6 protein-coding genes and 2 tRNA genes are annotated in these 15,229 nt (G+C 65.5%); 7 read left to right on the plus strand and 1 reads right to left on the minus strand.

The features are described 5' to 3' along the window. Both FS665_RS22610 and mgtE read left to right on the plus strand, forming a co-directional pair. Positions 1-77 (plus strand) — tRNA-Arg (locus FS665_RS22610). Between the two features lie 379 nt (positions 78-456). After that, a complete protein-coding gene (gene mgtE, locus FS665_RS22615; protein WP_145193509.1) occupies positions 457-1,899 on the plus strand; it encodes a magnesium transporter in 1,443 nt (480 codons plus the stop codon). Between the two features lie 69 nt (positions 1,900-1,968). Here the strand turns inward: mgtE and FS665_RS22620 are convergent, their stop codons facing one another. Beyond that, entirely contained in the window at positions 1,969-2,295 is a 327-nt protein-coding gene (locus FS665_RS22620; RefSeq protein ID WP_003254499.1) for an Arc family DNA-binding protein, read from the minus strand. A gap of 346 nt (positions 2,296-2,641) precedes the next feature. Here FS665_RS22620 and phnN point away from each other — a divergent pair, with 346 nt between their 5' ends. From phnN to FS665_RS22650, 5 genes are all read left to right on the plus strand, one after another. Continuing rightward, complete coding sequence (gene phnN, locus FS665_RS22630; protein ID WP_145193513.1) at positions 2,642-3,238, plus strand: phosphonate metabolism protein/1,5-bisphosphokinase (PRPP-forming) PhnN; 597 nt, start codon at positions 2,642-2,644, stop codon at positions 3,236-3,238. Between the two features lie 122 nt (positions 3,239-3,360). Then, positions 3,361-3,435: transfer RNA gene (locus FS665_RS22635), tRNA-Arg, on the plus strand. A 203-nt stretch (positions 3,436-3,638) separates the two neighbouring features. Next, complete coding sequence (locus FS665_RS22640; RefSeq protein WP_145193515.1) at positions 3,639-4,616, plus strand: TauD/TfdA family dioxygenase; 978 nt, start codon at positions 3,639-3,641, stop codon at positions 4,614-4,616. Positions 4,617-4,782: 166 nt separating this feature from the next. Beyond that, positions 4,783-8,187 (plus strand): non-ribosomal peptide synthetase, encoded by a 3,405-nt coding sequence (locus FS665_RS22645; RefSeq protein WP_145193517.1) that lies wholly within the window; start codon positions 4,783-4,785, stop codon positions 8,185-8,187. A 2-nt stretch (positions 8,188-8,189) separates the two neighbouring features. Beyond that, the coding region (locus FS665_RS22650) for a non-ribosomal peptide synthetase (RefSeq protein ID WP_145193519.1) at positions 8,190-15,229 on the plus strand (7,040 nt) is incomplete at its 3' end.

The raw sequence follows: 15,229 nt of genomic DNA on the forward strand, positions 1-15,229 counted from the left end.
GGACTCATAGCTCAGCTGGATAGAGTACTCGGCTACGAACCGAGCGGTCGCAGGTTCGAATCCTGCTGAGTCCGCCATACAATCAAGAAGCCCGCTCCCATGAGCGGGCTTTTTGTTTTCCCGCTTCACGGTTTTGTCAGTATCGCTCAACTAGACTTGCCAGCAGGCCAGTGCAGCGTTCACTACCTATCGAATGTGTTCTTTGTGGCCCGATCGGCGTCGCACTCATGGCTTCGCGCGTTGTCCTAGCTTTATCTCGCAAGCGCTTGTTCTGGCCAAAAATTTTAAGCGATCTGACAGCTTAGGCAGTGTATGATTGCGCCCGTCAGCCCCGCCGGGGCTTGTGGAAAACCACCATGGACTTACCCAGTAGTTACTCCTTAACACGATTCATACAGCTAGATCTGACTGATTGATTCTTCCGGCGTGCTCCGCTGCTGGGAGTGGAGTTCGCCTATGACTGAAGTAGAAGTAAAAAAAGCGCAAGAAAGCCTGCAGGATCGCCTGGCCCAGGTGGTCGAACTGCTGCAGCGCCAGCGCCTGGTCGAAGACCTTACCCATCGCCAGGAAGGTCAGCACAACGACCTGGTGGAAAACCTCGTCCACCGGCAGAACCTGGTCGAACTGCAGCGCAAGCTCGACGACCTGCACCCCGCCGACATCGCCTACATCCTTGAAGCCTTGCCCCTGGAAGACCGTCTGACGGTCTGGCAACTGGTGCGCTCGGACCGCGACGGCGACATTCTTCTTGAAGTGTCCGACTCGGTGCGCCAGTCGCTGATCGCCGACATGGACGATCACGAGATCCTCGCCGCGGCCAAGGAAATGGACGCCGACGAGCTGGCCGACCTGGCCGCCGAGTTGCCCCGTGACGTGGTGCACGAGCTCATGGAAAGCCTCGACGCCCAGCAGCGCGAGCGTGTGCGCTCGGCGCTGAGCTACGACGAGGAGCAGGTCGGCGCGCTGATGGACTTCGAGATGGTCACCATCCGCGAAGACGTCAGCCTGGAAGTGGTATTGCGTTACCTGCGACGCCTGAAGGAACTGCCCAACCACACTGACAAACTCTTCGTCGTCGACTATGACGGCATCCTCAAGGGCGTGCTGCCGATCAAGCGCTTGCTGGTGAACGACCCGGAGAAGAAGGTTGCCGAGGTCATGGCCACCGACCCGGTATCGTTCCACCCTGACGAGGATGCCTACGACGCGGCTCAAGCGTTCGAGCGTTATGACCTGGTCTCTGCACCGGTAGTGGACAAGAGCGACCGCCTGATCGGTCGTCTGACCATCGATGAAATGGTCGACTTGATCCGCGAGGAGAGCGAGAGCGAAGTGCTCAACATGGCCGGTCTGCGCGAGGAAGAAGACATCTTCGCCTCGGTCTGGCGGTCTCTGCGCAACCGTTGGGCGTGGCTGGCGATCAACCTGATCACCGCCTTCGTCGCTTCGCGGGTCATTGGCCTGTTCGAAGGCTCGATCGAGAAACTGGTGGCACTGGCAGCACTGATGCCGATCGTTGCCGGCATTGGCGGCAACTCCGGTAACCAGACCATCACCATGATCGTGCGCGCCATGGCGCTGGACCAGGTGTCGCCGGGCAACACCAGCCGCCTGATGCGCAAGGAGTTGGCCGTGGGGCTGCTCAATGGCCTGATCTGGGGTGGCGTGATCGGAGCGGTGGCGTTCTGGTTGTATGGCAGTTGGTCGCTGGGGGTGGTGATGACTGCCGCGATGACCCTCAATCTGCTGCTCGCGGCGCTGATGGGCGTGCTGATCCCCATGACGTTGACGCGCCTGGGACGCGACCCGGCGATGGGCTCGAGCGTGATGATCACGGCAGTCACCGACAGCGGCGGGTTTTTCATCTTCCTGGGCCTCGCCACCCTGTTCCTGCTCTGAGCTAACCAACCCTTACGCGAAAAAAAAGCCAGCGGATGCTGGCTTTTTTGTGTCTGCCGGGAAAGTGCCTCAGGAAGCGTCGGCAGCCATTTCCACATCGTGAGCGATGAGGGCCACCAGGGCGTTTTGCTGGCGGTGGGACAGCTGGCGGAAGCGTTGCAGCAGTTCGCGCTCGTGCAGCGACAGCTCGGGGCTGTCCAGGCGCATGCTCAGCTCGTCGCCCAAGGCGCCTTCCTGGATGAGGCTCTGTTCCAGGCGCGCGATGATTTCGGAGTTCATGCTGCGGTGGTGGTTGCGCGCTACCTCGGCAATGCGCTCACGCATCCCGTCAGGCAGGCGGACGACGAACTTGTCAGCGGTGCGGCTCGAATAAATAGCCTGTTTCATTGGGCGCATATGATTGACCGGATTTACTGGTTCAGGGGGAGCGGATCACAAATTGGCCGCACGGGGTGTCAGTACGACCGTGGCGACAACAAAATGTTCAACCGTCATATAAATTTGGGTGCTCATCATGCCTCAAGGTCGCCGTTTCCTTGGCGTCAATTCTGTGACAAATAGTGATCCGGATAAAGGCTTTTTGCCAGTACCAATTATCAGAAATGAGCACTGGTTTGAAAAGTTTCGCATTCATCCGAACCCCATACTGTCAGCCGCTTGCCGTCAAAAACCTGTAAAACGCAGCAAAGGCCCAAGAAAACCCCTAAAATGCCCAGGTTTCCTCACTTAGAGCATAGTGGCTATGCAACATGACGCAAGCGGCCGAAAGGGAGACACAGGCCGCCTGATTTTTTTGCTGGGACCTTCTGGCGCGGGCAAGGATTCGTTGATCGATGCCGCCCGCCCGCAGCTGTTCGCAGCGGGCGTACAAATCGCCCGCAGGGTCATTACCCGCTCCGCTGAAGCCAAAGGTGAGGCGGCCGAAGGGGTGAGCACCGAACGCTTCAGGCAACTGCGCGAGCAGGGCGCGTTCGCCATGCACTGGCACGCCAACGGCCTGGACTATGGGATTGCCGTGCAGGTGGATACCTGGCTGGCCGAGGGGCATTCGGTGCTGGTCAACGGCTCGCGAGCCTATCTGCCGCAGGCGCTGCAACGTTACCCTGATCTGTTCGCCGTGGCCTTGCAGGTCAGCCCCACGGTACTGCGCCAGCGCTTGCTGGCCAGGGGGCGAGAAACGTCGGAGCAGATCGACCAGCGCCTGGCGCGCAACGACCAGTTGCAGACGCCACAAGCGCCGCCAGGGGTGGTGCGGCCGCTGGACAATTCCGGCCAACTGGCTGATACCGTGACGCGTTTCATCGCCTTGCTGCGCCAGGAAAAGCTCATCACCTCCTAGCGTAAGAAAAGCCGTAGCTGGAAAAAGCCCTATTCAGGCATGACAAACGGCGGTGCGCTGGTTAACATGCTCGCCGTCCTGCCACCGCTGAGTTTGCATCAGCGCACCACTGGCAGGTCGTAGTCCCTGTAGTTTAATGGATAGAACGGGGCCCTCCTAAGGCCTTGATGTGGGTTCGACTCCCGCCGGGGACGCCATTTTCGCTAAATCCCTCTCTACGTCCCTCGTCTCCTGAGCACAAGGCCGACGTGCGCCGCGCACGCCTGGGCCAAAGCCCGCTGTCACTTCACGAGGGTCGAAGGATGCATGCCGCCATCTGCTCGCAGGCCAGCCAGGTGCTGCCTGTTGCCAACCAATCGCTAGTCACCGTGCGCCGCGTGGCTGTCCGAGGGGACAAGTCATGAGCGCCGTGCTGGAACTGCTCGCCCGGCCCCTGCTGCCCGGCCAGCGCAGCCTGCCGTTGCTGGTCGAGGCGCCTCACCCCGGGCTGGACTTGAACGAGGCGCTGGAGCCAATCCGCGCCCTGGTCGAGCATCACTTGCTGCAGGTCGGCGGCATTCTGTTCCGCGGTTTCGAGGTCGGTGGAGCCGAGGCGTTTCGCAGCTTCGCGGCCGGGTTTGGCCATCCGCTGTTGAACTACGAGTTCGGCTCGACACCGCGCAGCAATGTCACCCAAGGTGTGTACACCTCCACTGAATATCCGCCGCATCAGAAGATCCCGCTGCACAATGAGCAGGCCTACACCCGCGAATGGCCAATGAAAATCTGGTTCTACAGCATGGTCGCCGCACAAACCGGCGGCGAGACGCCGATTGCCGACAGCCGCGAGGTATTCCGCCGTATCGATCCGCGTATCCATGAGCGCTTCAACCGCCATGGCCTGATGTACGTGCGCAACTTTGGCAACGGCCTGGACGTGCCCTGGGAGCAGGTGTTCAACACCGACGACCCTGCGGTGGTGCAGGCCTACTGCCAGCGCCACGGGATCACCTGCGACTGGAAAGACGACGGCGAGTTGCGCACCCGTCAGGTCTGTCAGGCCGTGGCCCGTCATCCGCGCACCGGTGAAGAGGTCTGGTTCAACCAGGCGCATCTGTTCCACGTGTCGAACCTGCCCGCCGAGGTTCGCGAGAGCCTGCTGGAGGTGGTGGACGAAGAAGATTTGCCCCGTAACGTCTACTACGGCGATGGCTCGCCCATCGAGGATTCGATCCTCGATGAAGTGCGCGGCGTACTCGACGCCTGTACCGTCGCCTTTCCCTGGCAGGAAGGCGATGTACTGATGCTCGACAACATGCTCGCCGCCCATGCGCGCAGCACCTTCAGCGGCAAGCGCAAAGTCATCGTGGCCATGGCCGAAGGGCACGGCGCCGGCTGAATCCCTGTGCCACGGGTCATGCGCCGGCACGCCTCGGGGGTGCCGGTGCAGTGGCGCGAAAGCCACCGCGCGTTTTGCTCGACCGCGCCTAAATGCAAGCGCGAACCATTCGTTCAACAGGTATCGCGGAGCCCAGGGCGGCTCCCATCACCGGTTCGGACGACCTATGAGCACCCTCGATCAATCCTACAAGCTGGCGCGGCGCTTCATTGAGTTGCCGCTGGAAAAACGCCGTGTCTTCTTCGCCGCCCTGCGCGCGGAACAGGTCGATGCCAGCAGCTACCCGATCCCGGACTGCACCGGCATCGCCGGCCGTGACCAGCTGTCCTACGCCCAGCAGCGCATGTGGTTCCTGTGGCAGCTGGAACCTCAAAGTGCTGCCTACAACCTGCCAGGTGCGGTACGCCTGCTCGGCAATCTGGATCACGCTGCGCTGGAGCTGGCCTTTGCCGACCTGGTGCAACGCCACGAGTGCCTGCGCACCACCTTCACGCACGTGGACGGGCAAGCCCTGCAGCAGGTGGCGGACGAGGCGCAGTTGCAGGTGCGCCATGTCGATCTGCGCGCCCTCGACCCTGAGCTGCGCCTGCAGCGCACCCGCGAAGCCGTTGCCGCCGAAGCCGGCCAGCCCTTCGACCTGCAGCAAGGCCCGTTGCTGCGGGTAGTGTTGTTGCAGCTGGCCGCCGATGAGCATGTGCTGTTGCTGACCATGCACCACATCATCGCCGACGGTTGGTCGATGAACATTCTCATCGAAGAATTCATGCGCAGCCTGGATGCTCGCAGTGCCGGCCGGGCGGCGCAGTTGGCGCCGCTTGCGGTGCACTACCGCGACTACGCGCTGTGGCAGCGCAGCTGGATGGAGGCCGGTGAGCAGGCCCGCCAGCTCGATTACTGGCGCGCCCAGCTGGGTGAGGAGCACGAACCGCTGGAGCTGCCCACCGACCGGCCGCGCCCAGCACAACCAAGCCATGCGGGTGCGCGTCTTGAAGTTGCCATCGACACCGCGCTGCATGCCGGCCTCAAGGCCCTGGCCCAGCACCATGGCACGACCTTGTTCGTGGTGCTGCTGGCGGCGTTCAAGACTCTGTTGTACCGCTACAGCGGCCAGGGCGACATCCGCGTCGGCGGCTTGATCGCCAACCGCAACCGCGCCGAGGTGGAAGGGCTGATCGGCTTCTTCGTCAATACCCAGGTGCTGCGCAGCCAACTGACCGGCGAGCAAACCTTCGCCGCGCTGCTGCACGCGCTGCGCCAGACCGCGTTGGGCGCGCAAGCGCACCAGGAACTGCCGTTCGACGCCTTGCTCGAAGCGCTGCAGCCCAACCGCAGCCAGAGTCACAACGCGCTGTTCCAGGTGATGTACAACCATCAGCCGCTGGTGACCGACATCCAGGGCATGCGCCTGCAAAGCGGTCTGCAGCTGGCGCACTTGACTGCCGAGCAGAGCGTGACCGGCGCACGCAGCCATGCCGCCGCCAGCGACCTGATGCTGGAAACCCGCGAAGAAGGCGGCCGCCTGCTAGCCGCTTTCACCTACGCCAGCGACCTGTTCGATGAAGCTACCGTGGCGCGCATGGCCGGCCACTGGTGCACTCTGCTGCGCAGCGTGCTTGCCGACCCCCTGGCTCGCCTTGGCGACCTGCCCATGCTCGATGCCCAACAGCACCAGCAGTTGCAGGACTGGGCCCTCCGTGCCCCAGCCTTGGCCGCCCCGGCGTTGGTCCATCAGCGCTTTGCGGCCCAGGCGGCGCGCACCCCCGAGGCGGTGGCGCTGGTGCTGGCCGGCGCAGGGCAGGGCGCCAGCCTCAGCTACGCCGAGCTTGAGCGGCGCAGCACCGCCCTGGCCCGCCAACTGCAACAGCTGGGGGTCGGCCCCGAGGTGCTGGTCGGGGTGGCACTGGAGCGTTCGTTGAGCATGGGCGTCGCCCTGCTGGCCGTGCTCAAGGCGGGCGGCGCCTATGTGCCGCTGGACCCACAGGCGCCCAGCGAGCGCATCGCCCAAGTGTTCGCCAGCAGCGGCCTGCGGGTGCTGCTGACCCATTCTGACCTGCTCGAGCAATTGCCCGCCGCCGACGGCGTCGAGATGCTGTGCCTGGATCGAGCGCAACTGCCCGCCGATGGGCCGGCCGAGCCGCCGCTGGCGGCCGCGCTCGTCCCCGGCAACCTGGCCTATGTCATCTACACCTCTGGCTCCACTGGCCTGCCCAAGGGCGTTGCCATCAGCCATGGCGCGCTGGCCGAGTTCTGCGAACTGGCCTGCGACTATTCGCAGCTGAGCGCGAATGATCGCGTACTGCAGTTCGCCACCTGCAGCTTCGATGGCTTCGTCGAGCAGTTCTATCCACCCCTGTGTGTCGGTGCGCGAGTGATCCTGCGCGATGGCCAGCTGTGGGACAGCGCCAGTTTCCACGGCGCCCTGGAGCAGCATGGCATCACCGTCGCCGACCTGCCGGCGGCGTATTGGCACATGCTGGTGCAGGATTACGCGCGTGGCGCCCCGCGCAACTTCAAGGCGTTGCGGCAAGTGCACGTCGGCGGTGAGGCCATGGCCGTCGATGGCCTGGACCTATGGCGTCGCGCCGGCCTTGCCGGCGTGCGCCTGCTCAATACCTATGGCCCGACCGAAGCCACGGTGGTGTCGAGCATTCACGACTGCACCGCGCTCAGCTCACAGGCTGTGTCCTGGCGCGGCGTCCCCATCGGTCAGGGCCTGGCCGGTCGCCGGCTGTGCATCCTCGACGGTCACTTGCAGCCGGTCGCGCCGGGCGTCATCGGCGAGCTGTACATCGGCGGCCCGGGCCTTGCCCGTGGCTACCATGGCCAGCCGGCATTGAGCGCCGAGCGTTTCCTGCCCGATCCGCAGGTGCCAGGCGCGCGCCTGTACCGCACGGGCGACCGCGCCCGCTTCGCCGACGACGGCGCCATCGAATACATCGGCCGCGTCGATCAGCAAGTGAAAGTGCGCGGTTTTCGTATCGAGCTGGGCGAGATCGAGATGCGCCTGCAGCACTGTGCCGGGGTTCGCGAAGCGGCGGTGCTGGCCGTGGACATGGCCGCTGGTCGGCAACTGGTGGGCTACGTGGTGACCGATGCCGGTGCTGCCGACGCCGACGCTCAAGCCCGGGCGATCCGCGACGCACTGCGCGCGGTGCTGCCCGATTTCATGGTCCCTGCACACTTGGTGGTACTCGACCGCCTGCCGCTGACCCCCAGCGGCAAGCTCGACCGCAAGGCCCTGCCGGCGCCTGACTTGAGCCAGTTGCAGGCCAGCTTCCGCGCGCCCGTCAGCGAGCAGGAGCAGCGCCTGGCGGCGATCTGGATGCAGGTGCTGCAGGTACCGCAAGTGGGCCTGGACGACAGCTTCTTCGAACTGGGCGGGCATTCGCTGTTGGCCGCCCAGGTCATCGCCCGCATCAAGTCCGAGCTTGGCATCGCACTGCCGATGCGCAGTTTGTTCGAGCGTCCGCACCTGGCCGCCCTGGCCGCAGAGCTGCAGGCCTTGGACGCGACCGCCGACGAGGACTGGGCGGACATGGAAGCGTATCTGAATTCCCTGGAGGAGGTTTGAGCATGACCCGCAACACCACCCTGCGCATTGCCGAAAAATTCATCGGGTTGCCGCTCGAACAACGCCGCCAGTTTCTCGCCAAGATGCGCCAGGACGGTAAGGATTTCGGCCTGCTGCCGATCCCGGTCAGCCGCCACGGCCTCGACCTTCTGCCGCTGTCCTACGCGCAGCAGCGCCTGCTGTTTCTCTGGCAGCTCGATCCCCACAGCGCGGCCTACAACATGGCCGCTGGCCTGCGCCTGCACGGCGAGCTCGACCTGCAACGGTTGCAGGCGGCGTTCGACGCGCTGATTGCGCGCCATGAGGCGCTGCGCACGGTGTTTCAACTCGATGGCGAGCAGCCCCAGCAGCGGGTGCTGGCCGCTGCGCCCCTGGCCCTGCGCTGCATCGACCTGACCCAGGGCGACGAGGCCGAATTGGCGCGCCAGGTGGACGCCGACGTCGCCCGCCCATTCGACCTGTTCAATGGCCCGCTGCTGCGCGCCAGCCTGTTCCGGCTCGGCGCCGACCAGCACGTATTGGTGGTGTGCATGCACCATATCGTCTCCGATGGCTGGTCGATGGACGTGATGGTGCGCGAGTTCGTGCAGTGCTATCAGGCCGGTGCCCAGAGCCTGCCGGCATTGCCCCTGCAGTACGCCGACTACGCCGTGTGGCAGCGCCGCTGGCTGGAAGCCGGCGAGGGCGAGCGCCAGCTGCAGCATTGGCGCGAGCAATTGGGCGATGAGCACCCGCTGCTCGAGGTGGCCGCCGATTTCCCCCGCCCGGCCGTGCAAAGCCTGCAGGGCCAGACCTTGAAGTTCGACTTCGGTGCAAAGCTGTCGCAACGCCTGCGCGACACGGCACGTGCCCAGGGGGTGACGCTGTTCATGTTGATGCTGGCCGGCTATGCGTTGTTTCTGTCGCGCCATTCAGGCCAGCGCGATATCCGCATCGGTGTGCCCAATGCCAACCGCGGCCGTGAAGAGGTGGAGGGCCTGATCGGCTTCTTCGTCAACACCCAGGTGCTGCGCTGCGTGATCGACGAGCGCCTGTCGCTGAGCGCGCTGTTGGCCCAGGTGCGCGAGGCGACCCTGGCCGCCCAGGCCAACCAGGAGCTGCCCTTCGAGCAACTGGTCGAAGTGCTCGCGCCCGAGCGCACCCTCGGCCACAACCCGCTGTTCCAGGCCAAGTTCAACCAGAATGTCGGCGTGCAGAAGCGCACGACCCTGCAACTGCCGGGGTTGAACGTCAGCGAGTACCCGCTGCACAAGCAAGGCACGCATTTCGACCTGGCGCTGGACATCACCGATGATGGCAGCCTGGTGCAGGGCGAGATGACCTACGCCAGCGACCTCTACCAGCAAGCCACCATCGAAGGCTTCATTGCCCAGTTGCAAGCATTGCTGCAGAGCTTGGTAGACGCCCCGGATGCGCCGCTGCACACCCTGGTCGAACGCCCCGCCGCAGAACCGCTCAGCCCCCGCCGCGAACCCGCTCTAGTGCTGCAACGCTGGGCTGAACAGGTACGCCGCCAGCCTGAAGCCCTGGCAGCGGTCGGCGCAGGGCAGCAGCTGAGCCACGCCGAACTGGACGGCCAAGCCAACCGCCTGGCCCAACACCTGCGCCAGCTCGGGGTGAACACGGGCGAGCCAGTGGCGGTGCTGATGGAGCGCTCGCTGGACTGGTTGGTGGCGCTGCTCGCCATCCTCAAGGCCGGCGGCGTCTACATGCCCCTGGACACGAAGGCACCGAACGATCGCCTGCACGGCATGCTGCAGCGTGCAGGTGCCAAGGTGTTGCTGTGCGACGAGGGTGATAGCCGTCAGCAGGCCTTGGCTACGGCGGGGTGCCTGGTGCAGCCCTATGTGCCGGGCCACTGGGCGGCCCTGGCAGACAGCCCGCCTGCGCTTGCGCAACTGCCCGGCGCGCCGGCCTATGTGATCCACACCTCGGGTTCCACCGGCCAGCCCAAGGGCGTTGTGGTCAGCCATAGCGCCCTGGCCAGCTATGTCGAGGGTCTGCTCGAGCGCCTGCAACTGCCTGCCGAGGCGAGTATGGCACTGGTCTCCACGGTCGCTGCCGACCTTGGCCACACGGTGCTGTTCGGTGCCCTGTGTTCCGGCCGGACCCTGCATGTCCTGCCCGAAACGCTAGGTTTCGACCCGGATGCATTCGCCGCCTACATGGCCGAGCAGCGCATCGGCGTGCTGAAGATCGTACCGAGCCATCTCAACGGCTTGCTGCAAGCGGCCAATGCCGCCGACGTGCTGCCCGAACATGCCTTGATTGTCGGCGGTGAGGCCTGTTCCCCCGCGCTGTACCACAAGGTGCGGGCGCTCAAGCCAGGTTGCCGCTTCATCAATCACTATGGCCCGAGCGAAACCACGGTCGGGGTGCTGACCCATGAGTTGACCGAGCACGACGAGGCGGCCGTCGCCCTGGGCGCGCCGTTGCCGGGTGCCGTGGTGCGCGTACTCGACGATGTGCTGAACCCGCTGCCGGCGCGCGTCGGCGGTGAGCTGTACATCGGTGGCCAGGGCTTGGCGCACGGCTATCTGGGCCAGCCAGGGCTGACCGCCGAGCGCTTCGTGCCGGACCCGTTCGGCGCGCCGGGGGCGCGCCTGTACCGCAGCGGCGACCGCCTGCGCCGCGACAACGCCGGGCTGCTGCATTTTCTCGGACGCGCCGACGATCAAGTGAAGATTCGCGGCTATCGGGTCGAACCCGGTGAAGTCGGCCGTGTGCTGCGCGCGCTGGCGCAGGTGCATGACGCGGTGGTGTTGGCGGTGCCGCAAGGTGAGGACCCGGCGCAGTTGCACCTGGTCGGCTGGTGCGTGGCAAGCCACCCAGACACCACGGTCGAAACCCTGCGCACGCAACTGCAAGCACTGCTGCCCGATTACCTGGTGCCGGCACACCTGATGCTGCTCGAACGCTTGCCGCTGACCGCCAACGGCAAGCTCGACCGCCGCGCGTTGCCGCAGCCGCAGGTGCAGCTCAAACGCCATGTCGCCGCCAGCACGCCACTTGAAGCGCAGCTGCTGGCCATTTGGCAAGCGGTGCTCAAACGTGAAGACATCGGCGTCGAGGATAACTTCTTCGAGCTCGGGGGCGACTCCATTCTCAGCCTGCAGATCATCGCCCGTGCCAAGCGCCAGGGCATCAAACTGAGTCCACGCCAGTTGTTCGAAAAGCAGACCGTCGCGCAGTTGGCCCAGGTGGCCAAGGTGTCGAGCGTTGCTGCCAAGCCCACCGCCGTGGCGCAGGTCATGGGCGCCTTGCCGCTGTTGCCGGTGCAGGCGCGTTTCTTCGAGCAGGGCCTGGCCCAGCCGGGGCACTACAACCAAGCCGTCATGCTGCAACCGCGGCAGGCCTTGAGTCCGGCTGTGCTTGAGCGAGCGCTGGCTTTGCTAGTCAGTCAGCATGCGGCCCTGCGCGTGTCGTTCAGCCAGCAGGACGGCCAGTGGCGCGCCGAGCACACTGCGGCTGTGCCCAGCGGGCTGCTCTGGCACCGCTCGGCAGCGACTGACGAGCAACTGCTGGCCAGCGCCGAGCAAGCGCAGTGCAGCCTCGACCTGGCCCATGGGCCGCTGCTGCGCGCGGTGCTGTTCGACCTGGCCGAAGGCGGCCAACGCCTGCTGCTGGTCATTCATCACCTGGTGGTGGACGGGGTGTCGTGGCGGGTCGTGCTGGACGATCTGGAGCAGGCCTGCGTCGCCCTGCTCGCCGGCCAGACACCGCCACGGGCGGACCAGGGCACTGCGCTCAAGACCTGGGCCGAGCACCTGCAAGGCTGGGCCAGCGCGCCTGCGCGTGAGGCCGAGCTGGGTTACTGGCAAACCAGCCTTGCCGGTCACCACGGCGACTTGCCTGCCGCACGGCGTGACGCCAGCCTGCAGGTTCGGCACGCCCAGACCGTGCGCTGTCGGTTGTCCGCAGAGCTGACCCAGCGCCTGTTGCAACAGGCCCCGGCGGCCTACCGCACGCAAGTCAACGACCTGCTGCTGACGGCCCTGGCACGCGTGCTGTGCCAGTGGACCGGGCAGGGCAGTGCATTGGTGCAGCTCGAAGGCCACGGCCGTGAAGACCTGTTCGACGGGGTTGACCTGAGCCGTACCGTGGGCTGGTTCACCAGCCTGTTCCCGGTGGCACTGACGCCCACTGCAGACCTGGCCACATCGCTCAAGGCCATCAAGGAACAGCTGCGCGCGGTGCCCCATCGCGGTATCGGCCATGGGGCGCTGCGCTACCTGGGCAGCGCTGAGCAACGCGCGGCACTGCAGGCACTGCCTCAGCCACGCGTAACCTTCAACTACCTCGGCCAGTTCGACCAGGGCTTTGGCGAAGAGCGCTTGTTCGCACCTGCTCCAGAGCACGTTGGCGCCACCCAGGCAGGCGACACGCCCCTGGGCAACTGGCTGAGCGTCAATGGCCAGGTGCTGGGCGGTGAGCTGGAGCTGGGCTTTACCTTCAGCCACGAGATGTTCGACCACGCCGTGATCGCCAGCCTTGCCGACGACTATGCCCAGGCGTTGACGGCGCTGGTCGATCACTGCCTGGACAGCCAGGCAGGCGGTGCCACCGTGTCCGATTTCCCACTGGCGGGCCTGACTCAGGCGCAGTTGGAGGCGTTGCCGGTGGACCTGCGCGAGGTGCAAGACATCTATCCGCTGTCGCCGATGCAGGAAGGCATGTTGTTCCATAGCCTGTACGACGGCCAAGCCGGCAGCTACATCAACCGCCTGCGCCTGGACCTCGACGATCTGGACCCGGATCGCTTCCTCCAGGCCTGGCAGCAGGCGCTGGACCAGCACGAGGCACTGCGCGCCGGTTTTGTCTGGGAGCAGGGCCTGGAGGCGCCACGCCAAGTGGTGTTGCGCCACGTTCAACTGCCCGTCGAACGCCTCGACTGGGCAGGCGAGGCCGATATCGCTGCACGCCTGCAGGCCCTTGCACTGGCCGAGCAGGAACGCGCCTTCGACCTCGGGCAGGCACCGCTGCTGCGCTTGGTGCTGGTTCGCACGGGTGCCCGGCGCCATCACCTGATCTACAGCAGCCATCACATTCTCATGGACGGCTGGAGCAATTCGTTGCTGTTCGCGGCCGTCATGCAGGCCTACGCGGGGCAACCTGGCGCCTCGGTGCAAGGCACTCGCGGTGACTATCTGGGTTGGTTGCAACAGCAGGATCGCCCGAGCGCCGACGCGTTCTGGGCCGCGCAGTTGCGCGAGCTGGACGGCCCGACCCTGCTGGGCGGCGCACGTGATGCCAACCAGGGCGGGCAGGGTGCCGTGGTGCTGGAGCTGGGTGAAGCGTTGAGCCAGGCGCTGAAGCACTTTGCGCAGACCCAGCAGGTCACCCTCAACAGCGTGCTGCAAGCGGCCTGGGCGCTGCTGTTGCAGCGCCGCACCGGCCAGCGCCGGCCGTGCTTCGGTGCCACGGTGTCGGGGCGCCCGGCGCAGTTGCCGGGTATCGAGCAGCAGTTGGGTCTGTTCATCAATACGCTACCGGTGGCTGCCGAGCCGCGCGGGCAGATATCGGTCGCCGACTGGGTGCGGCAGATGCAGGCGCTCAACCTGCGTCTGCGCGAGTACGAGTACCTGCCGTTGTACGCCATCCAGGCCGCGGCCGGACGCCACGGTGAAGCATTGTTCGACAGCCTGCTGGTGTTCGAGAACTATCCGCTGGCCCAGAGCCTGTCCGAAAGCAGTGCCGGGTTGCGCTTGTCGGGCCTGGATTATCAGGAATACAGCGGCTATCCGCTGACCTTGATTGCCGAGGCGCGTGATTGCATGCAATTGACTTTCGCCTACCAGCGCCAGGTCTTTGGTCAGGCCCTCGTGCAGCAGATCGCGACCGAGTTGCAGCACCTGTTGCAGGGTTTCGTCGATACGCCACACGCCATGCTCGGCAGCTTTGGCCTGGTCGACGCCGCTTCTCATGAGCGCATCGTCGCGGGCTGGAATGCCACCCAGCGCGACTACCCCGGCACGCCGTACGTGCACCAGGTGTTCGAACAGCAAGCCACTCGCCAGCCGCAGGCACCGGCACTGACCTTCGCCGAGCGCACCTTGAGCTACGCCGAGCTCAACGCCGAGGCCAACCGCCTGGCCGCGCACCTGCGTGGCTTGGGCGTAGGGCCGGACGTGCTGGTCGGCATCGCCGCCGAGCGCTCGCTGCAGATGGTGATCGGCCTGCTGGCGATCCTCAAGGCTGGCGGCGCCTATGTGCCGTTGGACCCTGAATACCCGCAGGAGCGTCTGGCCTACATGTTCGACGACAGCGGCATCGCCCTGCTGCTGACCCAGTCACACCTGCGCCCAGGCCTGCCGATCCCTGACCGGCTGGCGGTGCTGGACCTGGACCGCGCCGAGGCCTGGCAGGCCTTGCCGGCGACCAACCCGGATGTGCTGCTGGACCCGGAAAACCTCGCCTACGTGATCTACACCTCCGGCTCCACCGGCAAGCCCAAGGGCGCCGGCAACCGCCACGTGGCCTTGCACAACCGCCTGGCCTGGATGCAGGAGGCCTATTCGCTCACCGCCCAGGACAGCGTGCTGCAAAAGACGCCGTTCAGCTTCGACGTGTCGGTGTGGGAGTTCTTCTGGCCGCTGATGCAAGGCGCGCGCCTGGTGATGGCGCTGCCGGGCGATCATCGCGATCCGGCACGCCTGGCCGAGTTGATCTGCCGTGAGCGGATCAGCACGCTGCACTTCGTGCCGTCGATGTTGCAGGCCTTCGTCGGCGACGAGGGTGCCGCGCGCTGCACCTCGCTGCAACGCATCATCTGCTCCGGCGAAGCGCTGCCGGTGGAGCTGCAACGCCAGACCCTGGCGCTGCTGCCGCACAGCGGCCTGTACAACCTGTACGGCCCGACCGAAGCGGCCATCGACGTCACCCACTGGACCTGCGTCGAAGAAGGCAAGGATGGCGTGCCGATCGGCCGGCCGATCGCCAACCTGCAGACCTACGTGCTGGACGGTGAACTGAACCCGGTCAGCCCGGGTGTGACCGGCGAGCTGTACCTGGGCGGCCTTGGTTTGGCGCGCGGGTACCACCG

It is taken from the genome of Pseudomonas sp. URMO17WK12:I11 (assembly GCF_007677725.1).
Taxonomy (GTDB): domain Bacteria; phylum Pseudomonadota; class Gammaproteobacteria; order Pseudomonadales; family Pseudomonadaceae; genus Aquipseudomonas.